This is a genomic window from Nocardioides jejuensis (genome assembly GCF_004337475.1).
GTDB classification, from domain to species: Bacteria; Actinomycetota; Actinomycetes; order Propionibacteriales; family Nocardioidaceae; genus Nocardioides; species Nocardioides jejuensis.
The window spans coordinates 21,313-41,432 of record NZ_SJZJ01000014.1; the positions used below are offsets into that span (position 1 = coordinate 21,313).

Consider the following 20,120-nt stretch of genomic DNA (forward strand, 5'->3'; position numbering starts at 1 on the left):
AGGGGCCGAGCCCGATCAGGCGTCGTCGAGGTGGGCGATCAGGACATTGAGCTCGTCGCGCAGGCTGACGACCGAGGACCGATCCAGATCCATGGCCGACGCGAGTCGCAGCGGCACGTCGGCGACCTGCTCGCGCAGCGCGCGGCCTGCGGCGGTCAGCTCGATCAGGACCCGGCGCTCGTCCTCCGCATCGCGGCGGCGCTCCACCCGACCCGCCAGCTCGAGTCGCTTGAGCAGCGGCGTGAGCGTGCCGGAGTCGAGCCGCAACCGGTTGCCCAGGGCGCTGACCGTGACCGGCTCCCCGGCCTCCCACAGCACCAGCATCACCAGGTACTGCGGGTAGGTCAGCCCGGTGCCGGTGAGCAGCGCGGCGTACTGCTTCGTGACGGCGCGCGTGGCGGCGTACAGCGGGAAGCAGAGCTGCTGGTCGAGGGCGAGCTGCGGGAAGTCGGGCACGTCCCCATGTTAACCCCTTGCGTCATTCGATTGTGCGCAATACAGTTGTGCACATGACCGCTCTTTACACAGCCACCGCCGTCAGCACCGGCGACGCCCGCAACGGCCACGTCTCCTCGACCGACGGCCTCCTCGACCTCGACGTCCGCATGCCGAAGGAGCTCGGCGGCGCCGGCGGCGCCACCAACCCCGAGCAGCTCTTCGCCGCCGGCTACGCGGCCTGCTTCCACTCGGCGCTCAAGCTGGTCGGCGGCAAGGCCCAGGCCGACCTGAGCGACACCGAGGTCGTCGCCGACGTCTCCCTGCACGCCGACGACCTGGGCTTCGCGCTCTCCGTCCAGCTCGAGGTCACCATCCCGAACGTCGACGCCGGCACCGCCCAGAAGCTCGTCGACGCCGCCCACCAGGTCTGCCCCTACTCCCGCGCGACCCGCGGCAACGTCGAGGTCACGCTGACCGTCGCCTGACGGCAGTTCGATCAGCGGGTGCCGAGCCGGAGTCCGACCCGGACGACGTCACCGATCTCGACACCCGCTGCTCGCCGCACCGCCACCTTGAGTGGCAACGCGCACTGCTCGCCGTAGGGGAAGGTCGCTGTCCGGAACGCCGTCTCCCCGATGCGCGCCTCGACCGGGATCTGCCCCCAGTAGACGAGCTCGCGCCCGACCTCCCGGAGCTCGTCGCTCTCGTCGGGCGGGATCACCACGAAGAAGTACGGCGACGGCCCGCGCCACTCGATGACCTCGCCCTCGAACTCCCACTCCACCCTGCCGACCGTAGCCCGGCACACCGACAAGCGGTTCGCCCGCGCGCCCCGATACCGATCAGTACGGCCCCACAATCGTCCACTGCGGGGCCGTACTGATCGGTATCGCAAGCGGACAACCCGAAATGAACGCGACCCCGGCAGCCAAGGCGGCTGCCGGGGTCGTCGTACGAGATGGATCAGACGGTCACCATTTCGTCTGACGTCCTGCGGGGCTCGCCTCCGCCACACCTCGCTGCGCTCGGCGTGACTCCGGCTCACTCCTCGGATCAGACGTTGAAGCGCCACTCGCAGACGTCGCCGTCCTGCATGACGTACTCCTTGCCCTCGATGCGGACCTTGCCGAGCTCCTTGGCCTTGACCACGGAGCCGGCCGCGATCAGGTCGTCGAAGGCGATGACCTCGCCCTTGATGAAGCCCTTCTGGAAGTCGGTGTGGATCGCACCAGCGGCCTCGGGGGCGGTGGCGCCCTTCTTGATCTCCCAGGCGCGCACCTCCTTCGGGCCGGCCGTGAGGTAGGTCTGCAGGCCGAGGGTGTCGAAGCCGACGCGCGCGAGCTGGTCCAGGCCCGACTCGGGGATGCCGAGGTCGTTGAGCATCTCGAGGGCCTCGTCGGCCTCCATCTCGATCAGCTCGGACTCGATCTTCGCGTCGAGGAAGATCGCCTCCGCGGGCGCCACGAGGGCGCGCATCTGGTCCTTGAGCGCCTCGTCGGCGAGCTCGTCGGTGTCGCAGTTGAAGACGTAGATGAAGGGCTTCGCGGTCAGCAGGGTGAGCTCGCGCAGGTGCTCGGCCTCGATCTTCGTGGCGATGACCGGCGTGCCGGCCTCGAGCGCTTCCTTGGCCTGCTTCACGGCCTCGAGCTTGGCCACGGACTCCTTCTTGATCCGCGCCTCCTTCTCCAGCCGCGGGATCGCCTTCTCCACCGTCTCGATGTCGGCGAGGATCAGCTCGGTCTTGATCGTCTCGATGTCCGAGCCCGGGTCGACCTTGCCGTCGACATGCGTGACGTCCTCGTCGCGGAAGACGCGGGTCACCTGGCAGATCGCAGCGGCCTCACGGATGTGCGCGAGGAACTTGTTGCCCAGGCCCTCACCCTGCGACGCGCCACGGACGATGCCCGCGATGTCGACGAACTCGACGGTGGCCGGCAGCAGCTTCTGCGAGCCGTAGATCTTCGCGAGCTCGGCCAGGCGCGGGTCGGGGACACCCACGACGCCGACGTTCGGCTCGATCGTGGCGAACGGGTAGTTCGCCGCGAGCACGTTGTTCTTGGTCAGCGCGTTGAAGAGCGTCGACTTGCCCGCGTTGGGGAGACCGACGATTCCGATAGTGAGAGCCACGGGGCGGAATTCTACGGGGGATTACGGGCGGTTCCGACCGAGGTCGTCGTGGGCCTGCACCCACTCCTCCGCGACGACGGCCGCACCGAGCGACAGCTCCCCCGCCAGCACCGTCGCGGCGATGATCTCGGCCAGCTTGCGGGCCTTGCCCGCGCCGTAGCAGTCCATGATCTCGAGGCCTTCGCGCTGGGTCGCGAGGCCGGTGCCGCCGCCGTACGTCGCGATGATCAGCGACGGGAGGGTGACCGAGACGTACAGGTCGCCGTTCGGGAGGAGCTCCGTGAAGCCGTAGAGCGCGGAGGACTCCGCGACGTTGGCGACGTCCTGGCCGGTCGCGATGAAGATCGCGGTGATGCCATTGGCGGAGTGATTTCCGTTGTTGTTCGTCACCGACATGATCGAGCCGAGCTGGCCCTTGAGACGGGCGGCGAAGAGCTTGTCCGTCGAGACGTTGAGGTGCTTCAGCACCAGATCGGCGGGCAGGGTCGCCTCGGCGACGACCCGCTTGCCGCGCGTGTGGAGCATGTTGACGACCGACGTCTTCTTGTCGGTGGCGAACTGACCCTCGAGCACGAAGTGCAGCTCTCCCGGGTAGTTGAGCTTGATCCAGGCGCACGCGGCGAACGTCGCCTTGCCGGTCATGTTCTGACCCGCGGCGTCGCCGGTGGAGTAGTTGAAGCGCGTGTAGAGCAGCTTGGAGACCGAGAACTGCTGGATCTCGAGCAGCTTGCCGGTCGTCGTGGTCGTCTCCGCTGCCGCGGCGACCTCGTCGAAGTGCTCCGTCAGCCACTCGCCGAACGCACGCGCCTCGCGCGCGGACTCGAAGGAGAAGACGGGAGCGCGCTGCATCTTGTCGTCGAGGACGGTGGTCGTGATGCCGCCGGCCTCGCGGAACAGCTTCATCCCGCGCGAGTACGACGCGACGAGCGTGCCCTCCGTGGTGGCGAGCGGCACCAGGAACTCACCCTGGGCGTGCTCACCGTTGACCAGCAGCGGACCCGCCAGACCCACCGGCACCTGCGCGACGCCCAAGAAGTTCTCGATGTTGCCCGGCAGGGTTTGTGGGTCGAGCGAGAAGTGCCTCATGTGCGGCTGGTCCGCGCCGGTCGCGGCGGCGAGGAACTCCTGCCGCGCGCCGATCGCCTCGGCGGAGTAGTCGTCGCTGCGGTCTCGGGGAATCCGGAGGTCGGTCACGACCGCGAGCATCGCACCCGAGCTGCCGACAGGTGCACAGGACACGCTGTCCAGTGCATCGGCGGCGGCCATGAACCTGTTGGCCCGTGAGCAAAGAGTTACGCCGCCCGTCACCCGCCGACGAATCCGCGGAACAGGGACGGCGGAGAGTACGGATCGCCGAGGCAGCCCCGATGGAGAGGCCGCCACCCCGTGCCGCCGAGAGGAGTCCACGATGACCCGCAACAACTGGTTCGCCCGCACCGCCCGAGGCCGCGGCTGGACGCCGATCACCTGGCAGGGGTGGGCGCTCGCCGTCTCCCTCATCCTCGTGCCGCTCGCCTTCGCCGGCGCCCTCGGCGCCACCCCGAGCGTGCTCGCGGCTGCGGCGTACGGCGCCGTCACGGCGTTCGCACTGTTCCCGCTGCTGTGGATGGCGATCCTCAAGGGCCCGGCGCCGCAGTGGCGCTACGTCGGCCAGGACGACTGACTTCCGAACTTTCCGGTGTGGCAACCGTCGCGCAGCGACGTGACTTGTGCCACGGTTGGGCCAGGCCCAACGAAGAGCCGACGAAAGGTCTCCCCGACATGGCGCAGATGCACTACTGGTTCGACCGTCGCAACCTCGGCCAGCTGCTGGTCCCCGTGACGTGGCAGGCGTTCGTCCTGATCGGGATCCAGGCACTGATCGTCGGCATGACGGTGGTGTCGGTGATCGACGAGACGTCCACGGGCATCGCGATCGCCAAGGGCATCCTGGGCTTCTTCGCCCTCTGCCTGACCTTCTGCGTCGCCATCGCCAAGAGCCCGATGCCGCACTGGCTGCGCCACAGCCTCGGCGACTGACGTCGCACCGGCCCGACCGAAGGCCGTAATTTCCTGTACACAATGTGTAACTCAGTGTTGCAACATCTTGCTACCGTGCAGGCATGACTGTCATCGACCCCTCCGCCCCCGTCCTCGTCACGGGCGGCAGTGGCTACGTCGCGAGCTGGATCGTCCGCTACCTGCTGGAGGACGGCCGCACCGTCCGGGCAACCGTCCGCAACCCTGACAAGGCGACCGGCCTCGAGCACCTGCACGCGCTCGCCGCCGCCCACCCCGGCCGACTCACGCTGCACAAGGCCGACCTCCTCGACGAGGGCAGCTACACCGAGGCGATGGCCGGCTGCGAGCTCGTCATCCACACGGCGTCGCCGTTCCTCGTCGGCAAGGTCAAGGACGCGTACGCCGACCTGGTCGAGCCCGCGCTCGAGGGCACGAAGAACGTGCTCACCAGCGTCGACGCGACGCCATCGGTCAAGCGCGTCGTCCTGACCAGCAGCGTCGTCGCCATCTACGGCGACGCCGTCGAGATGCGCGGCAAGAGGACCTTCACCGAGGCCGACTGGAACGCCACCAGCAGCCTCGAGCACCAGCCCTACTCGTACTCCAAGACCGTCGCCGAGCGTGAGGCGTGGGACCGGCAGGCAGCACAGGACCGCTGGGACCTGGTCACCATCCACCCCGGCCTCGTCCTCGGTCCGTCGCTGACGAAGGTCAGCGTCTCGGGCTCGATGACGACGATGGAGATGTTCACCGACTACAGCCAGACCTTCGGCACCGCGCGCCTCTGGCTCGGCGTCGTCGATGTGCGCGACGTGGCCCGCGCCCACATCGCCGCGGGCTTCACCCCGGAGGCACAGGGGCGCTACCTGACCAACTCCGAGTCGATCCGGATGCTCACGATCAGCCGGATCCTGCGTGCGAAGTTCGGATACCGGCCGTCGTTCCCGCTCTTCGAGGCGCCGAAGGCGGGAGCGTGGCTGGTGGCGCCGTTCGTCGGCCAGACCCGCGACTTCATCGCGAAGAACGTCGGCTTCCCGCTCGCCTTCGACAGCAGCCGTACGACGAAGGAGCTCGGCGTCATCTTCCGTCCCGCGGCGGAGTCGGTCGAGGCGCACTTCCAGCAGATGATCGACGACGGCATCACGCGCGCCTGACCGCAGCCGTCCTCGCGACACAGCAACGCCCCCGGGTCGAGGACCCGGGGGCGTCTGCCGTTGTCGGTGGGGCTCAGGCGCCGAGCTTGGCGGGGTTGTGCACGTCCATCGCTCCGATGTGCTGCTGCGACTCCACGAGGCCCTCGTCCGAGGGCTTCAGGCCCTTCTCGAAGACGCGCTTGCGCTGCTTCTCGCGGACGTCCTGGTGCGCCTCGGACGGGATGTCGAAGCCGAAGTGCGCCTGCGCCTCGCGAACCTCCCAGACCTTGTCCGAGAGCGGCGGGATGCCGAGGATCGCGGGCGCGGCGACCGGGACGGCCTGCGGCGCGATGAAGTTCATGAAGTACAGACGCACGTTGAGGTTGCTGTACAGCAGCGCGTGCATCGCCTTGACCGGGAGACGGACCGCCGCGTCGGTCAGGGGGCCCTGGCGGAGGCCGGCCATGTCGCGCATGTGCTTCGGGTACGTCGAGATCACGGCCTTGCTCAACAGGAAGATGGCCGGCGCGAGCGCCTTCTTCTTCCACTCGGGAGCGTCGACGGGCAGGGCCACGTCGATCGGCAGGATGAACTTGATCATGTCCTGCGCGCCCTCGGAAGCGGCCAGACGCGGGCGCCACTCCTCGAAGTAACGGTGGACGGCCTCGCGCGTGGTGGGGACCAGGTCGGGATCGATGGTCTGGAGCTTCGCGACCTCGCGCATCTCCTCCCAGAAACGGTTCTCCTCGGCCTCGGTCAGCTTGCCCGGACCGAACATCTCGTAGCACTTGAGGATCGAGTGCCACGCCGTGACGTGAATCCAGAGCTGCGAGCCGCCGTCGTTGGCGTCGTACGTGCCGCCGGTGACCGGGTCGTGACCGATCGCCTTCGAGTGGACCTTGACCAGGACGTCGGCAGCCTTGCAGGTCTGCTCGGCGCCGCCGAAGAGCTGGAGGCCGAAGTAGCGCAGCGTGCGGCCGTAGCGGGTCGCGGGGCGGTACTTCACGCCACCGGACTGGATCACCGCGGCGGCAAGGTTCGGGTCGAAGTGCTCGATGGTCACCGCGCGCACGAACCCGAGGACGTACGACGTGGGGTGGCCCCACACCTTCCAGGACACCGAGTCCGGACCGAGGAAGCCGTAGTCGGCCATCGGCTCGTACTGCTTCATGAGCTGCGTGCGGGTCTTGATGCCGAGCATCCGACTCCCCCTTCGTGGGCGCCTCTTGTTACAGCGGCGTAGAAAATTGTTACAGGCCCGTAGGTTCGCATGGGATGCCGCGTCGCGGATAGCGTTTGGCAACGTGAGCCGAGACACAGCGTCACAGACACCGCGCCGCAAGTACGCCGCGCGCGTGCCCGTCGACGAGCGGCGGGAGCAACTGCTCGATGCTGCGCTGCACGTGTTGGTCCGCGATGGATACGAGAACGTCACCATCGAGGCGATCTCGCAGGAGGCCGGCGTGACCCGGCCCGTGGTCTACGGTGCATACGACGGCCTCGAGCCGCTCCTGCACGCGCTGCTCGACCGCACCCAGGGGCGGGCGCTCGGCCAGGCGATGCAGCTGCTCAACCGGAGCGGTGACGCCACCGACATCGACGCGTGGCTGATCGGCGCGACCTCGGGGATCATCGACGTCGTCCAGGATGACCCGGATACCTGGGCCGCCGTGCTCTACCTCAACGCGGGCGCCCCCGCGATCGTCCGCGAGCGGGTCGCCGAGACGCGTGAGCTGATCCGGCAGTACGTCTGCTCGGGACTCGAGGCCGGCATGGCCCTGCGCGGTGGCCCCGACCTCGACCCGCAGATCCTGTCGCACCTGGTCCTTGTGACGGCCGAGGAGTTCGGGCGGCTGATCCTCGAGGAGCCGCCGCGCTACGACAAGGAGCGCCTGGTCCAGGCGATGACCAACATCCTGCGGGTGCTCCCCAAGGACTAGCGTCTCGGCCATGTCCACGATGAAGGCAGCCGTCGTCCAGCAGGGCCAGTTCAGCGTCACCGACCTCCCGGTGCCGACTCCCGGACCGGGGCAGCTGTTGCTGCGCGTCGTCCGGGCCGGCATCTGCGGCTCCGACCTGCACGCCCGCTCCCACACCGCCGACCTGCACGCGCTCGGCCGCGACCTCGGCTACGAGGCGATCATGGCGCCGTCGCAGCAGGTCGTCATGGGCCACGAGTTCGTCGGTGAGCTCGTCGCGCGCGGCCCGAGGACGAAGCGGACCTGGAAGAAGGGCACCCGCGTCGTCGCCGTCCCGATGGTCAAGCACGGCGACGAGATCCACATGACCGGCTTCGACATCGACGCCCCCGGCGCGTACGCCGAGTACCTGCTCGTGCAGGAGGCCTTCGCGTTCGAGGTGCCCGACGGCGTCGACGACGACAAGGCCGCCTTCACCGAGCCGCTCGCCGTCGCCTGGCATGCAGTACGCCGCGGGTCGGTGGGCAAGCGACCGGCCATCGTCATCGGCTGCGGCCCGATCGGCCTCGCCGTCATCCTGATGCTCAAGGCCTCGGGCGTGAAGACGATCGTGGCCTCCGACCTCTCCCCCACGCGGCGCGAGCTGGCCAAGAAGTGCGGCGCCAGCGTGGTCGTCGACCCGCGCGAGCAGTCGCCGTGGACGGCGTACGAGCTGAAGGGGCCGGTCGGCTCGGTGACCGAGCTCGCCGACTTCGGCCTGTCGGCGATCGGCGCGATGCGCAAGGTGCCGCTGCTGCCCTGGGGCCGCGTGATGCGGGCTGGCGAGAAGCTCGGTGCCGCGCCGGCCGGTCCGGTCATCTTCGAGTGCGTCGGCGTGCCCGGCATCCTCGACCAGATCTTCGCGGCGGCGCCCGTGCGCTCGCGGATCGTCGGGGTCGGCGTCTGCATGGAGCCGGACACGGTACGCACGACGCTCGCGCTCAACAAGGAGCACGAGATCCGGTTCGTCTTCGCCTACGACCCGGAGGAGTTCCAGCACGCCCTGCACCTCATCGCGAGCGGCAAGGTCGACCCGTCGCCGCTGCACACGGGCACGGTCGGACTCGGTGACCTGGACCAGGCCTTCACCGACCTCGGCGACCCGGAGACGCACGCGAAGATCCTCGTCGACCCGACCCTGTGACTCCGCTCTCGCGGCGTTGACCTTCGTTTGACCGATCGGTAAATTAACCGATCGGTCAAACAAGGAGTCACGCCATGGACCTCGCAGCCTTCTGGCACGCGATCGAGAACCCGATCCTCTTCGCGCTGCCCGTCTTCGCGGTGTGCATCGCGATCGAGGCAGCCTTCTACGCCTGGGACGCGGCGAACGACCGCGCCGCCGCGGGCGAGCGCGGCTACCTGAGCGTCGACACCCGGACCAGCCTCTCGATGGGCGCGGGTGCCCTCGTCGCGATGGTCTTCTTCAAGACGATCACGCTCGTCCTCTTCGTCTGGCTGTGGCAGGAGGTGGCGCCGTGGCACATCCCCGTCACCTGGTGGAGCTGGGCGGCACTCCTCCTGATCACCGACTTCACCTGGTACTGCAACCACCGCTTCTCGCACGTGGTCCGGATCGGCTGGGCCGCTCACCAGGCGCACCACTCCAGCGAGTACTTCAACTTCGGCACCGCACTGCGCCAGAAGTGGAACCCGTGGTCCGAGGCGATCTTCTGGCTGCCACTCCCCCTGCTCGGCTTCGAGCCCTGGATGATCTACGTCGTCTTCGGCGGCAACCTCGTCTACCAGTTCTTCAGCCACACCGAGCGGATCGGCCGGCTCTGGGCACCGGTGGAGTACGTCTTCAACACCCCGTCGCACCACCGGGTGCACCACGGCTCCGACGACATCTATCTGGACCGCAACTACGGCGGCATCCTGATCGTCTGGGACCGGCTCTTCGGCACCTTCCAGCCCGAGATCTTCACCCCGAGGTACGGCCTGACGTCGCCTGTCGAGACCTACAACCTGCTCGAGCTCGAGTACGGCGAGTACCGCAACATCTGGCGTGACGTGCGGGCAGCCGCGGGGCTCCGTGCGCGACTCGGCTACGTCTTCGGCCCGCCGGGATGGAACCCGGTCGACGGGCGACCCGTCCTTCCGGCGAACGATGACCCGGCGCGGCGTACCTCTGCCGACGGCGCCCCGGTCCCCGCCTGAGTAGTCTCGTCCGGTGACGACCGACCGCTCCCCCGCCAAGCTGCCCCGCGACCAGCGGGAGGCCCTGCTGCTCGACGCGGCGCGGGAGGAGTTCGGCGCGGCCGGCTACGCGGGAGCCTCGCTGGGCGCGATCGCCGCCCGGGCCGGCGTCAGCAAGGCACTCGTGCTGACCTACTTCGGCTCCAAGGACGGCCTGTACGCCGCGTGCGCCTCGCGCGCCGGCACCAACCTCGCCGACCGGATCGAGCAGGTCATCACCTCGCCGCTCGGACCCGACGCCATGGCACTCGCGACGCTCACAGCCATCTTCGAGGGGCTCGAGGGACGTCAGCAGGACTGGAACGTCCTCAACGACCGCACCGCCCCCAGCGGCACCGCGGCCGCCGACGCCCTCCGGGTCCAGCGGCGCACCATCGCGGAGCAGGCCAGCCGCGGTGTGGCCAGCCTGGACCGCTTCTCCGGCCTCGAGGCCGACGACCGCGAGATCCTCACCAGCATCTGGATGAGCGCCGTCACCGCCGTCGTCCACTGGTGGCAGCGCCACCCCGACCGCAGCGCTGCCGAGATGGCCGAGCGCTGCGGCCGGATCCTGGCGACGCTCGTCGACTGAGGTCGCTCTAGGCTTCGGTCCCATGCGCATCGCCACCTGGAACGTCAACTCGCTCAGGACCCGCATCGACCGTGTCGAGGCGTTCCTGCAGCGGCACGACATCGACGTCCTCGCCATCCAGGAGACGAAGGCCAAGGTCGACCAGATCCCCGAGATGGGCCTGCAGATGCTCGGCTACGAGGTCGCCGCCGTCGGCTACGACCAGTGGAACGGCGTCGCGATCGTCTCGCGCGTGGGCATCTCGGACGTCGAGGTCGGCTTCGACGGGATGCCGCAGTTCAAGGACGCCTCCGAGGCCCGGGCGCTCGGCGCGACCTGTGGCGGCGTACGCGTGTGGTCGCTGTACGTGCCCAACGGCCGCAAGCCCGACGACCCGCACTATGCGTACAAGCTGGAGTGGCTGGCCGCCCTGCGCGCGTCGGCCGGTGCGTGGCGCGACCAGCCGACCGCGCTCGTGGGTGACTGGAACATCTGCCCCACCGACGACGACGTCTTCGACCTCTCGCAGTTCCGCAACTCCACGCACGTGACGCCGGCGGAGCGCGCAGCGTTCGCGGCGTTCGCGGAGGACGGGTGGAACGAGGTGACCCGCACGCACGCGGCTGGTTACACGTACTGGGACTACTACCGGCAGCGCTTCGAGCGGGACCGCGGTCTGAAGATCGACTTCGCCGTCTGCTCGCCGTCGCTCGCTTCGCGGGTGACCGATGCGTTCATCGACCGCGAGGAGCGCGACCCCACCGTCTTCGCTGGCGCGCCGTCCGACCACGCGCCGGTGGTCTTCGACATCGCCGACTGAGCCGCGGCCGGCGGCGAGCTCTGCGGACCTGCGCATGTGCGAGACGACGCGCCGATGGAGCGGTCATCGCCGGCGCGTCATCTCGCACGTGCGTGATTGCGCAGGGCCGCGATCACCTTGTGTCGGGCCTGATCCCTAGGTTCCGGTCCATGAAGACACGAACCGTTGCCCTCGTTGCTGCGGCCGCTGGCTGCACCACCGGAAGCCAGGTCATCGACGGCCCCGGCCGTCACGTCCTCGTCACCGTCGCTCTTGTTGCAGCTATTGCCGCAGTCATGAACGAGCGGCGCGCCGCCTGAGGAGTGCCCTACCCGGGGACATTGGCTGAACCTCGTCCGCGGCGGTTGCGAAGGTCTTTGGCGCTGTTGGCTCATCGACCCGTCGAAGTCTTCACCAGGGCGACGACTTCGTCGGCTGAGTCGACGGGCAAGCGACCAGATCTTCACCCAGGCAAAGATCTACTCCGGTCCGCTGGCGGCTACGACGTGCGGCGAGTCGATGCGTTCATCGAGCACGAGGAGCGCGCGCCGCTCATTGAGCTTTTCGGGATTGCGCACGTGCGAGACGACGCGCCGATGGCGCGGTTGTCACCGGCGCGTCGTCTCACACGTGCGGGATCGCACAGGGCCGCGATCGCGCGGCCGGGCCGCGCCAGCAACCCGGCCCTGTGGCACCGCGCCGGTGCTGCACCGGGCCACCTGCGGCGGGTCAGTTCAGAGAGTGTCGGTGCCGGGGCATACCGTGACCGTGTGACCGCCGCTCCAACGATCTGGGACGAGGGCACCGAGCCGGCGCGCCGGGTGGTGCTCCTCGGCGTTGCGCTCACCCTCACGGTCGCTGCACTGGACCTGGTGGTCGGGCGCGGCCTCGGCGTCATCTTCGACATCGGGTTCGTGCTGATCGCTCCGGCGCTCGCTCTGCGGGTCCACCCGCGAGACTTCTTCCCGATCAGCGTGACGCCACCGCTGCTGATGCTGGCGCTCTTCGTCCTGATCGCCGCCGACGACCCGTCGGTGATCGCCCGTGCGGACGACGGCATCGTGCAGGCGACGTTCTCCGGGCTGGCGCTCCACTCCTGGGCGCTCTTCCTCGGCTACGCCGGGTGCCTGGCGTTCCTCCAGATCCGGCGCAAGCGCATCGCGGCAGGCCTGGCCCGACCGCGTCAGTCCTCGAAGCGGTCGGGGTCGCCGGCGCCGCGGCGTACGACCTCGGGCGTGCCGTCGGAGTAGTCGACGACCGTCGTCGGCACGGCCGGGCACTCGCCGGCCTCGACCACCGCATCGACCAGGTGGTCGAGCTCCTCCTTGATGTCCCAGCCCATCGAGCGGGGCTCGACCTCGTCGGGGAGGATCAGGGTGGAGGCCATCAGCGGCTCCCCCATCGCCTCGACCAGGGCGTGCACGATCGCGTGGTCGGGGATCCGCACACCGACGGTCTTCTTCTTCGGGTGCATGAGGCGCCGCGGGACTTCCTTGGTGGCCTCGAGGATGAACGTGTACGGCCCCGGCGTTACGCCCTTGATCGCCCGGAAGACGTGGTTGTCCACGTGCACGAACGTGCCGAGCTGACTGAAGTCCTTGCACAGCAACGTGAAGTGGTGCTTGTCGTCGAGGCCGCGGATCGTGAGGATCCGGTCCTTGCCGTCGTGGTTGTCCAGGCGCGAGACCAGCGCGTAGCCCGAGTCGGTGGGCAGCGCGATCAGGGCGTCGCCCTTGAGCAGCTCGACGAGCTGCTCGATGACGCGCGGCTGCGGGTTCTCCGGGTGGACGTCGATGTAGCGGGCCATCAGCGCGTCGCCTGCTCGGCTGCCTTGAGGTCCTTGCGGAGCTCCGGCGGGAGGGCGAAGATCAGCGACTCCTCGGCCGTGTGCACCTGCGTCGCATCGGGGTAGCCACGCTCCTTGAGGAACGAGATGACGCCCTGCACGAGCTCCTCGGGCACGCTCGCGCCGCTCGTCACGGAGACGGTGGAGACACCGGTCAGCCAGGCCTCGTCGATCTCGGAGGCGTCGTCGATCCGGTACGCCGCGTGGGCGCCCGCCTCGAGGGCCACCTCGGCAAGACGGACCGAGTTGGAGGAGTTGGCGGAGCCCACGACGATCACCAAGTCGGTGCCGGGCGAGATCTCCTTGACCGCGAGCTGGCGGTTCTGCGTGGCGTAGCAGATGTCGTCCGACGGCGGGTCGAGCAGCTCCGGGAAGCGCTCGCGCAGCGCCTTCACGGTGGCCATCGTCTCGTCGACGGAGAGCGTGGTCTGCGAGAGCCAGACGACGCGCTTCGGGTCGCGGACGACGACCTTGTCGACATCCCACGGGCCCTCGACGAGCTGGGTGTGGTCGGGCGCCTCGCCCATCGTGCCCTCGACCTCCTCGTGACCGGCGTGGCCGATCAGCAGGATGTCGAAGTCCTCCTTGGCGAAGCGGACCGCCTCGAGGTGCACCTTGGTGACCAACGGGCAGGTGGCGTCGATCGTCTTGAGGTTGCGCTCCTCGGCCTCCGCGTGGACCGCCGGGCTCACGCCGTGGGCCGAGAAGACGACGGTCGCGCCCGCGGGCACCTCGTCGAGCTCGTTGACGAAGATCGCGCCGCGCGCGGCCAGGTCGCCGACGACGTGCTTGTTGTGGACGATCTCCTTGCGCACGTAGACCGGCGCACCGTAGAGGTCGAGCGCCTTCTCGACGGTGATCACCGCGCGGTCGACGCCCGCGCAGTAGCCGCGCGGGGCGGCCAGGCGCACCGCCTTCTCGGCCTGGTCGGGCGTCAGGACGGGCGGCAGGCCCAGGTCAGCGCTCATGGCGCTCAGTCTAGGCGGCTCCAGGTCGTCCGCCTGAGCCGCGCCATGGTGGCATCGCTCAGGCGGACAACCTCGGATCAGTTGTCGAAGTCGCGGCCGCGCGGGCCGGTCCGCCCGAGGGCAGCCAGGCCCGCCAGCACCACGGCGCCAGCGATGGCCGCCCCGGCGTACGGGAGCTTGCCGTCCTGGCCGATCAGCCAGCCGCCGACGACCGCGGCAGCGAGCGCGGCGACCAGCAGCACGACGGTGAAGACGAGCAGACGCGTGCGGAACCAGCCGTGGGTCTGCTCCACGTGCGCGAGGTACGCCGCGCGGGTCTCCTGCAGCTCGGTGGCGAGCTGGGCGGCCCGGACCTCGGCGTCGCGGCGGGCGCCGAGCGCGTCCTGCGCGACCTCCGTGTGGTGCAGGACGGTCGCCTCGACCTTGCCGCGCTCGAGGGTCTTCTCCTCGAGGGCCTGCTCGGCCGCGGCTCGCGCCTCGGCAGATGCGGCAGCGCCTGCCTCCGCCTCGAGCCGCGCGGTGTGAGCGGCATCGGTGGCGGCGGACTGCTCGGTCAGGCTGGTCTGGATGCGCTCCACCTCGGCGGTGGCGGCGGCCTGGACGCGCTCGATCTCCGCCTGCGCGGTGGCGTGCGCCTCGCGCTGGGCGTCGGCGGCAGCCTGGGCGGCCTCCGCAGCAGTCCGGGCAGCCTCTTCGGCAGCAGCACGTGCCTCGGCGGCCTCCGTCGCAGCCTTCTCGGCGGCTGTGCGGGCCTCCGCCTGCTCCCCGGCAGCGGTCTCGGCCGCGGTGCGGGCAACCGTCGCGGACTCGAGCTCACCGGCAAGGCCGGCGACCTTGGCGTGCGCCTCCTCCTCCGCAGCGAGAGCGGCGGCAGCCGCCTCGGCGCGCTCGACAGCGTGCTGCTCGGCGGCCTCTCGCTGGGACTGGGCGTGCTCGGCGAGGGCGGCCTGGTCGACGGCAGCCTTCTCGGCGAGCTCGCGCTCGGCAAGCGCCTTCGCGGCGGCCTCGGCCTGTGCAGAGGCAGCCTGCTCGGCGGCGGTGCGTGCCTTCGCGGCGGCCGTGGCGGCGGCCTCGGCAGCCGTCCGGGCCTGGTGGGCAGCCTTCGCCTGGTCGGCGTGCTCCGCGGCCTGGGTGTCGGCGAGCGTGCGCGCGTCCGCAGCGGTGCGCGTCGCCTCGGCGAGCTCGGCGACGGAGGCGCGTGCGGCGGCCTCGGCGTCCGCAGCCTGCGCGGCACGCCCGGCCGCGTCCTTGGCGGACGTCTCGGCCTCGAGACGGAGCTGCTGCTCCGCGTGCGCCTGCTCGGTCAGCTCCTGCAGCGCCTTCTCGGCGGCCGCGCGGGCTTCGTGCGCCTCGGCGACGAGGCGGGCCTGCTCCGCGGCGGCGGCGTCGGCCTCGGCGCGGGCCTGCTGCGCCTCGGTCACGGCGGCCTCGGCCTGCAGCCGCGCCTCGGTGAGGTCAGCGGTGGCCTTCTCGGCCTGGAGTCGCGCTGCTTCGGCCGCCTTCACCTGCGCCTGGAGCTGCTCGAGGTGGGCGCGCATCTCGATCTCGCCCTGCTCACGCTCGCGGGCGAGGTCGACGAGGGAACGCTCGGCGGCCTCGCGGGCGGCGTACGCCTGCTCGGCGCGCTCGGCGAGGGTGGTGGCGCGTGCCTCCGCCTCCTGGCGGGCCAGGATCGCCGCGGCGGCCGACTGCTCCGACGCGATGCGCTCGGCCGACTGCTCCTGGGCGGCACGCTCAGCCGCCAGACGGAGCTGCTGGGCGCGCTCGGCCGCTGCGGTGGCCGCGAAGGCGCGGTCGTTCGCCTCCTCGATCGTCAGCTCGACGCCCTTGCGGCGGCGCCAGAACGACCCGCCCGACTCAGTGATGTCGGTGGGAGGAATGTCGGAAGAAGCCATGGCGGAAGGCTATCGGTGGAGACCCGGCATGTCGGTCCAAACACCTAGGCTGCGGGCATGGCTCTCGACACGTCCCTGGAGGCTCCGGCTCCGGTCCGGCAGATCGCGCAGGCGATCTCGGGATGGGTCGACCGACTCGGCGCGGTGTGGGTCGAGGGGCAGGTGGCGCAGGTGAGCCGGCGCCAGGGCATGGCGACGGTCTTCATGGTGCTGCGCGACCCGATTGCCGACATCTCGATCCCGGTGACCTGCTCGCGGGTGCTCTTCGACAGCCTCAACCCGCCACTCGTCGAGGGCGCCTCGATCGTGGTCCATGCCAAGCCGACGTTCTATGCCCCGCGCGGCACCCTGTCCCTCCAGGCCCGCGACATCCGGATGGTCGGTCTCGGTGAGCTGCTCGCCCGCCTCGAACGCCGACGCCAGCTGCTCGCGGCCGAGGGCCTCTTCGCGCCCAAGCTCAAGCGATCGCTGCCGTTCCTGCCGACGAAGGTCGGCCTCGTCACTGCGCCCAACTCGGCTGCCGAGCGCGACGTCCTCGAGGTCGCCCGACGACGGTGGCCGGCGGTCACCTTCGAGATCGCCCACGCCGCCATGCAGGGCACCCGGTGCGTCGCGGAGGTGATCGCGGGCGTCGAGCGCCTCGACAAGGACGGTGACGTCGACGTCATCGTGATCGCGCGCGGCGGCGGGTCGGTCGAGGACCTGCTGCCGTTCAGCGACGAGACCCTGATCCGGGCGGTCCACAAGGTCCGCACCCCGGTCGTCTCCGCGATCGGGCACGAGCCCGACCAGCCGCTGCTCGACCTGGTCGCCGACGTGCGGGCCGCGACCCCGACCGACGCTGCCAAGCGCGTGGTGCCCGACATGGCGGAGCAGATGGCGCTGCTCGGCACGGCGCGATCGCGGCTGCACCGGGCGATCGAGGGCCGGCTCGCCAACGAGCAGGCCCGCCTCGACATGGTCCGCTCGCGCCCCTCGCTCGCCACACCGCGCTCGCTCTTCGACAACCGTGCGGGCGAGGTCAGCGCCCTTGCCGAGCGCGCGCGTCGCACGGTCGCCCACCGCCTCGACCGTGCCGCCGACGAGATCAGCCACCACCGGGCGCGGGCCCGCGCCCTCTCCCCGCTGGCAACCCTCGAGCGTGGCTATGCCGTGCTGCAGGACCACGCCGGCCACGTCGTGACCGCCGTCGGCGAGGTGCACGCAGGCGCGGCCGTCACGATCCGGGTCAGCGACGGACGCATCGCCGCCACCGTTTCCGCCGACCACTCCCCCGACCTCGCCACCGAAGGATCCGACCATGTCTGACACCCCCGTCGCCGACCTCTCCTACGAGGCGGCTCGAGACGAGCTCGTCGAGACCGTGCAGCGGCTCGAGACCGGCGGCACCACGCTCGAGGAGTCGCTCGCCCTGTGGGAGCGCGGCGAGGCGCTGGCCCAGCGCTGCCAGGAGTGGCTCGACGGCGCCCGCAAGCGGCTCGACGATGTCGTCGCCGAGCGCCAGGGCGACTGACGGTCAGCCCTTGAGCGGGTCCTGCGCGAGCAGCCCGATGAACTGCTGCAGCTCCTTCGGCGATGCCCCGCCGAAGACGAGCAGGGTCTGACCCTTGCCGCGTTCGCGCGACGGGTTCGGCTCGTCGCCCCACTGGACGCCCAGGTTCGCCGTGTACGCCGTGTCGTCGCTGTGCCCCTTGAACGTCCAGGTCTTCCACTCCGGCGAGATGGCACTGTCGATGCCGATCGTCGCGCCCTCGTGGACCTGCTCGTAGCCGTACTCCTCGAGCAGGTCGCCGGCGCTCTGCACGATCGCCTGGCGCAGGCCGATGTACCTGCCGTCGGCGGTGAGCAGGTCGAGCTCCCACGCCAGGTTGTCGGCGTTGTAGACGGCCCGGGTGGCGCTCCAGCCCTTCGGCAGCTCGGCCGGGTAGGCCGGGTCGAGGCCTCCGGCACCCTGCAGGTCCTTCACCACCTGGAGGTAGTCGACCTTGTCCGGGTGCACGGACAGCGGGTCGCGGTTGATGGCGCGAAACGCCACGAACGCGAGGATCACGAGGAGCGTGACGATGAGTGCGCCGACCATGCCGGCGGCGCTGCGCTCGTACCGCGCACTTCCCTGGGCCATGTGCCCATCCTCGCAAGGCAGGCCCACCGGTGCGCGTCGGGGGTCGGGTGGCGGTCACGGGCCGATAACATCTGCGGTATGAACGCCCCCCTCGACCTGAGCGTCAACCCCGAAGCCCCCGACCGCAACCTCGCCCTCGAGCTCGTGCGCGTCACGGAGGCTGCGGCGATGGCCGCCGGTCGCTGGGTCGGCAAGGGCGACAAGAACGGCGCTGACGGCGTCGCGGTCAACGCCATGCGCGTCATGATCTCGAGCGTCAGCATGAACGGCACCGTCGTGATCGGTGAGGGCGAGAAGGACGAAGCCCCCATGCTGTTCAACGGCGAGAAGGTCGGCGACGGCACCGGCCCCGAGTGCGACATCGCGGTCGACCCGATCGACGGCACCACGCTCACCGCCAAGGGCATGAACAACGCGATCGCCGTCCTCGCGGCTGCCCCGCGCGGCTCGATGTACGACCCCTCCGCTGTCTTCTACATGGACAAGCTCGTCACCGGCGCCGAGGCCGCCGACGTCGTCGACATCCGCCTCCCCGTCGCGGAGAACATCCGCCTGATCGCCAAGGCGAAGGGCACGGCGAAGGAGGACGTCACCGTCGTGCTCCTGGACCGTCCGCGCCACGACAAGCTCGCCGAGGAGATCCGCAACGCGGGTGCCCGGATCAAGTTCATCTCCGACGGCGACGTCGCCGGCGCCATCATGGCCGCCAAGGCCGACACCGGCATCGACCTGCTGCTCGGCATCGGCGGTACGCCGGAGGGCATCATCACCGCCTGCGCGATGAAGTGCCTCGGCGGCACGATCCAGGGTCGCCTGTGGCCGACCGACGACGAGGAGCGCCAGCGCGCCATCGACGCGGGCCACAACCTCGACCCCGACTTCGTCCTGCACACCGAGGACCTGGTCACCGGCGACGACTGCTTCTTCGTCGCGACCGGTATCACCGACGGCGAGCTCATGCAGGGCGTCCGCTACCGCGCCGGCGGCGCGACCACCGACTCGCTCGTCATGCGCGGTCGCTCCGGCACGATCCGCCGGATCACCTCCGAGCACCGCCTCGGCAAGCTGCGTGCCTACTCGGGCATCGACTTCGGTCACTGATCCGACCGCGAACTTTTCCGACGGCCCGCGACTCATGTCGCGGGCCGTTGGTGCTTCACTGGCGTCGTGACTGAATCGATCACCGTCTCCGACGAGCTCTTCGCCCCCGTCGGTGACGGCCAGGAGATCTGCTTCCAGACCTTCGGCACGCCGGACGCAGCACCGCGCGGTCCGCTGCTGCTGGTCATGGGCCTGTCGGGTCCGATGATCTGGTGGCCGGTCGGCTTCTGCGAGGCATTGGTCGAGGCGGGCTTCTTCGTCATCCGCTACGACAACCGCGACACCGGTCGCTCGTTCCGCGCCGAGGGGCGCGTGGCCCGCGGCGACCTGATCAAGGCCTTCCTGGGACGGCCGGTCCAGGCGCCGTACTCGATCTCGGACCTGGCCACCGACGGCATCGCGATCCTTGACCACCTCGGCATCGAGAGTGCCCACGTCTGCGGCATGTCGATGGGCGGCATGATCGTGCAGACGATGGCGATCGAACACCCGACGCGCGTGCGGTCGGTGACGTCGGTGATGTCGACGACCGGCGACCGTCGCGTCGGCTTCCAGCACCCGACGCTGATCCCCAAGCTGCTGCGTTCACCCGGACGCGGGCGCGAGGCGTACGCCGATGCGACGGCTGCGTTCTGGAGCTTCATCGGCTCGCCGGGCTATCCGACCGCGCTCGACGAGGTGAGGGCGCGGGCGCTCGACACCTACGACCGCGGCATCTCCGCCTCGGGCGTGATGCGCCAGATGATGGCGATCCTGACCCAGCCCAACCGCTCCCGCCGCCTCGCCGCGGTGACGGTGCCGATGACCGTCATCCACGGACGCGCGGACAAGATGGTGCATGTCTCGGGTGGTCGTGCGACCGCCCGCGCTGCCCGCGCGGACCTGCTCCTCATCGACGGCATGGGCCACGACCTGCCGCGCGCCCTGTGGGCGACGTTCGTCCGGTCGATCACGGCCACGGCCGACCGCGCCGCCTGATCCGC

The 20,120-nt window shown here is 70.1% G+C and carries 24 protein-coding genes; 15 read left to right on the forward strand and 9 right to left on the reverse strand.

What is annotated here, in order from left to right; translation table 11 throughout:
• Positions 1 to 15 precede the first annotated feature (15 nt).
• Positions 16 to 456: a MarR family winged helix-turn-helix transcriptional regulator gene (locus EPD65_RS09400; RefSeq protein WP_131583467.1), complete on the reverse strand. Its 441-nt coding sequence runs from the start codon at positions 454 to 456 to the stop codon at positions 16 to 18.
• Positions 457 to 509: 53 nt separating this feature from the next.
• On the opposite strand from EPD65_RS09400, the gene EPD65_RS09405 reads away from it, so the two are divergent.
• The gene (locus EPD65_RS09405; protein WP_131583469.1) at positions 510 to 923 is read left to right on the forward strand and encodes an organic hydroperoxide resistance protein; all 414 of its coding nucleotides are present in this window, start codon (positions 510 to 512) and stop codon (positions 921 to 923) included.
• A gap of 11 nt (positions 924 to 934) precedes the next feature.
• Here EPD65_RS09405 and EPD65_RS09410 read toward each other — a convergent pair whose 3' ends face one another.
• The 3 genes from EPD65_RS09410 to EPD65_RS09420 form a co-directional block, all read right to left on the reverse strand.
• On the reverse strand, positions 935 to 1,222 hold the full coding sequence (locus EPD65_RS09410; RefSeq protein ID WP_131583471.1) for a DUF1905 domain-containing protein: 288 nt from the start codon (positions 1,220 to 1,222) through the stop codon (positions 935 to 937).
• Between the two features lie 269 nt (positions 1,223 to 1,491).
• Positions 1,492 to 2,565, reverse strand: a complete 1,074-nt coding sequence (gene ychF, locus EPD65_RS09415) for a redox-regulated ATPase YchF (protein ID WP_131583473.1) — start codon at positions 2,563 to 2,565, stop codon at positions 1,492 to 1,494.
• Positions 2,566 to 2,586: 21 nt separating this feature from the next.
• Complete coding sequence (locus tag EPD65_RS09420; RefSeq protein ID WP_207891490.1) at positions 2,587 to 3,804, reverse strand: hydroxymethylglutaryl-CoA reductase; 1,218 nt, start codon at positions 3,802 to 3,804, stop codon at positions 2,587 to 2,589.
• A 169-nt stretch (positions 3,805 to 3,973) separates the two neighbouring features.
• Between EPD65_RS09420 and EPD65_RS09425 the strand changes: the two genes are divergently transcribed.
• From EPD65_RS09425 to EPD65_RS09435, 3 genes are all read left to right on the forward strand, one after another.
• Positions 3,974 to 4,228: a hypothetical protein gene (locus tag EPD65_RS09425; RefSeq protein ID WP_131583475.1), complete on the forward strand. Its 255-nt coding sequence runs from the start codon at positions 3,974 to 3,976 to the stop codon at positions 4,226 to 4,228.
• 98 nt (positions 4,229 to 4,326) lie between these two features.
• Positions 4,327 to 4,584 carry a hypothetical protein gene (locus tag EPD65_RS09430; RefSeq protein ID WP_131583477.1) on the forward strand — a complete coding sequence of 86 codons (258 nt, stop codon included), beginning with the start codon at positions 4,327 to 4,329 and terminating at the stop codon, positions 4,582 to 4,584.
• Between the two features lie 83 nt (positions 4,585 to 4,667).
• Positions 4,668 to 5,720 (forward strand): NAD-dependent epimerase/dehydratase family protein, encoded by a 1,053-nt coding sequence (locus tag EPD65_RS09435; protein WP_207891491.1) that lies wholly within the window; start codon positions 4,668 to 4,670, stop codon positions 5,718 to 5,720.
• 73 nt (positions 5,721 to 5,793) lie between these two features.
• Here EPD65_RS09435 and EPD65_RS09440 read toward each other — a convergent pair whose 3' ends face one another.
• On the reverse strand, positions 5,794 to 6,900 hold the full coding sequence (locus EPD65_RS09440) for an oxygenase MpaB family protein (RefSeq protein ID WP_207891492.1): 1,107 nt from the start codon (positions 6,898 to 6,900) through the stop codon (positions 5,794 to 5,796).
• 103 nt (positions 6,901 to 7,003) lie between these two features.
• On the opposite strand from EPD65_RS09440, the gene EPD65_RS09445 reads away from it, so the two are divergent.
• The 7 genes from EPD65_RS09445 to EPD65_RS16275 all read left to right on the forward strand — a co-directional run bounded on the left by EPD65_RS09445 (position 7,004) and on the right by EPD65_RS16275 (position 12,455).
• Positions 7,004 to 7,639, forward strand: a complete 636-nt coding sequence (locus EPD65_RS09445) for a TetR/AcrR family transcriptional regulator (protein WP_243640525.1) — start codon at positions 7,004 to 7,006, stop codon at positions 7,637 to 7,639.
• Between the two features lie 10 nt (positions 7,640 to 7,649).
• Positions 7,650 to 8,801 (forward strand): zinc-binding dehydrogenase, encoded by a 1,152-nt coding sequence (locus tag EPD65_RS09450; RefSeq protein ID WP_243640526.1) that lies wholly within the window; start codon positions 7,650 to 7,652, stop codon positions 8,799 to 8,801.
• A gap of 74 nt (positions 8,802 to 8,875) precedes the next feature.
• Positions 8,876 to 9,817, forward strand: a complete 942-nt coding sequence (locus EPD65_RS09455; RefSeq protein WP_131583481.1) for a sterol desaturase family protein — start codon at positions 8,876 to 8,878, stop codon at positions 9,815 to 9,817.
• Between the two features lie 13 nt (positions 9,818 to 9,830).
• Entirely contained in the window at positions 9,831 to 10,427 is a 597-nt protein-coding gene (locus tag EPD65_RS09460; RefSeq protein ID WP_243640527.1) for a TetR/AcrR family transcriptional regulator, read from the forward strand.
• Positions 10,428 to 10,449: 22 nt separating this feature from the next.
• A complete protein-coding gene (locus tag EPD65_RS09465; RefSeq protein ID WP_131583483.1) occupies positions 10,450 to 11,226 on the forward strand; it encodes an exodeoxyribonuclease III in 777 nt (258 codons plus the stop codon).
• A gap of 149 nt (positions 11,227 to 11,375) precedes the next feature.
• Positions 11,376 to 11,525, forward strand: coding sequence for a hypothetical protein (locus tag EPD65_RS16270; protein WP_165872954.1), 150 nt, complete (start codon positions 11,376 to 11,378; stop codon positions 11,523 to 11,525).
• A 450-nt stretch (positions 11,526 to 11,975) separates the two neighbouring features.
• A complete protein-coding gene (locus tag EPD65_RS16275; protein WP_165872955.1) occupies positions 11,976 to 12,455 on the forward strand; it encodes a DUF6542 domain-containing protein in 480 nt (159 codons plus the stop codon).
• Here EPD65_RS16275 and EPD65_RS09475 read toward each other — a convergent pair.
• The 3 genes from EPD65_RS09475 to EPD65_RS09485 form a co-directional block, all read right to left on the reverse strand.
• Entirely contained in the window at positions 12,389 to 13,012 is a 624-nt protein-coding gene (locus tag EPD65_RS09475; RefSeq protein WP_131583485.1) for an L-threonylcarbamoyladenylate synthase, read from the reverse strand. The two genes, EPD65_RS16275 and EPD65_RS09475, sit on opposite strands and share 67 nt — an antisense overlap.
• The gene (locus tag EPD65_RS09480; RefSeq protein WP_131583487.1) at positions 13,012 to 14,019 is read right to left on the reverse strand and encodes a 4-hydroxy-3-methylbut-2-enyl diphosphate reductase; all 1,008 of its coding nucleotides are present in this window, start codon (positions 14,017 to 14,019) and stop codon (positions 13,012 to 13,014) included. The genes EPD65_RS09475 and EPD65_RS09480 overlap by 1 nt, the downstream gene beginning before the upstream one ends.
• 77 nt (positions 14,020 to 14,096) lie before the next feature.
• Entirely contained in the window at positions 14,097 to 15,914 is a 1,818-nt protein-coding gene (locus tag EPD65_RS09485) for a coiled-coil domain-containing protein (protein WP_131583489.1), read from the reverse strand.
• A gap of 57 nt (positions 15,915 to 15,971) precedes the next feature.
• On the opposite strand from EPD65_RS09485, the gene xseA reads away from it, so the two are divergent.
• Positions 15,972 to 17,222, forward strand: coding sequence for an exodeoxyribonuclease VII large subunit (gene xseA / locus EPD65_RS09490; RefSeq protein ID WP_131583491.1), 1,251 nt, complete (start codon positions 15,972 to 15,974; stop codon positions 17,220 to 17,222).
• Positions 17,215 to 17,427 carry an exodeoxyribonuclease VII small subunit gene (locus EPD65_RS09495; RefSeq protein WP_131583493.1) on the forward strand — a complete coding sequence of 71 codons (213 nt, stop codon included), beginning with the start codon at positions 17,215 to 17,217 and terminating at the stop codon, positions 17,425 to 17,427. The genes xseA and EPD65_RS09495 overlap by 8 nt, the downstream gene beginning before the upstream one ends.
• A gap of 3 nt (positions 17,428 to 17,430) precedes the next feature.
• Here the strand turns inward: EPD65_RS09495 and EPD65_RS09500 are convergent, their stop codons facing one another.
• On the reverse strand, positions 17,431 to 18,036 hold the full coding sequence (locus tag EPD65_RS09500; protein WP_131583495.1) for a DUF4245 family protein: 606 nt from the start codon (positions 18,034 to 18,036) through the stop codon (positions 17,431 to 17,433).
• A 78-nt stretch (positions 18,037 to 18,114) separates the two neighbouring features.
• On the opposite strand from EPD65_RS09500, the gene glpX reads away from it, so the two are divergent.
• Positions 18,115 to 19,137: a class II fructose-bisphosphatase gene (gene glpX / locus EPD65_RS09505; protein ID WP_131583497.1), complete on the forward strand. Its 1,023-nt coding sequence runs from the start codon at positions 18,115 to 18,117 to the stop codon at positions 19,135 to 19,137.
• 66 nt (positions 19,138 to 19,203) lie between these two features.
• Positions 19,204 to 20,115, forward strand: coding sequence for an alpha/beta fold hydrolase (locus tag EPD65_RS09510; protein ID WP_243640528.1), 912 nt, complete (start codon positions 19,204 to 19,206; stop codon positions 20,113 to 20,115).
• Positions 20,116 to 20,120 lie beyond the last annotated feature (5 nt).

Coding starts and splice junctions, on each gene's coding strand:
- EPD65_RS09430 (WP_131583477.1), top strand. CDS start 4,327: ATGGCGCAGATGCACTACTGGTTCGACCGTCGCAACCTCGGCCAGCTG.
- EPD65_RS09485 (WP_131583489.1), bottom strand. CDS start 15,914: ATGGCTTCTTCCGACATTCCTCCCACCGACATCACTGAGTCGGGCGGG.
- EPD65_RS09480 (WP_131583487.1), bottom strand. CDS start 14,019: ATGAGCGCTGACCTGGGCCTGCCGCCCGTCCTGACGCCCGACCAGGCC.
- xseA (WP_131583491.1), top strand. CDS start 15,972: ATGGCTCTCGACACGTCCCTGGAGGCTCCGGCTCCGGTCCGGCAGATC.
- EPD65_RS09465 (WP_131583483.1), top strand. CDS start 10,450: ATGCGCATCGCCACCTGGAACGTCAACTCGCTCAGGACCCGCATCGAC.
- EPD65_RS09405 (WP_131583469.1), top strand. CDS start 510: ATGACCGCTCTTTACACAGCCACCGCCGTCAGCACCGGCGACGCCCGC.
- EPD65_RS09450 (WP_243640526.1), top strand. CDS start 7,650: ATGTCCACGATGAAGGCAGCCGTCGTCCAGCAGGGCCAGTTCAGCGTC.
- EPD65_RS16270 (WP_165872954.1), top strand. CDS start 11,376: ATGAAGACACGAACCGTTGCCCTCGTTGCTGCGGCCGCTGGCTGCACC.
- EPD65_RS09455 (WP_131583481.1), top strand. CDS start 8,876: ATGGACCTCGCAGCCTTCTGGCACGCGATCGAGAACCCGATCCTCTTC.
- EPD65_RS09425 (WP_131583475.1), top strand. CDS start 3,974: ATGACCCGCAACAACTGGTTCGCCCGCACCGCCCGAGGCCGCGGCTGG.
- EPD65_RS09500 (WP_131583495.1), bottom strand. CDS start 18,036: ATGGCCCAGGGAAGTGCGCGGTACGAGCGCAGCGCCGCCGGCATGGTC.
- EPD65_RS09435 (WP_207891491.1), top strand. CDS start 4,668: ATGACTGTCATCGACCCCTCCGCCCCCGTCCTCGTCACGGGCGGCAGT.
- EPD65_RS09475 (WP_131583485.1), bottom strand. CDS start 13,012: ATGGCCCGCTACATCGACGTCCACCCGGAGAACCCGCAGCCGCGCGTC.
- EPD65_RS09440 (WP_207891492.1), bottom strand. CDS start 6,900: ATGCTCGGCATCAAGACCCGCACGCAGCTCATGAAGCAGTACGAGCCG.
- glpX (WP_131583497.1), top strand. CDS start 18,115: ATGAACGCCCCCCTCGACCTGAGCGTCAACCCCGAAGCCCCCGACCGC.
- EPD65_RS09495 (WP_131583493.1), top strand. CDS start 17,215: ATGTCTGACACCCCCGTCGCCGACCTCTCCTACGAGGCGGCTCGAGAC.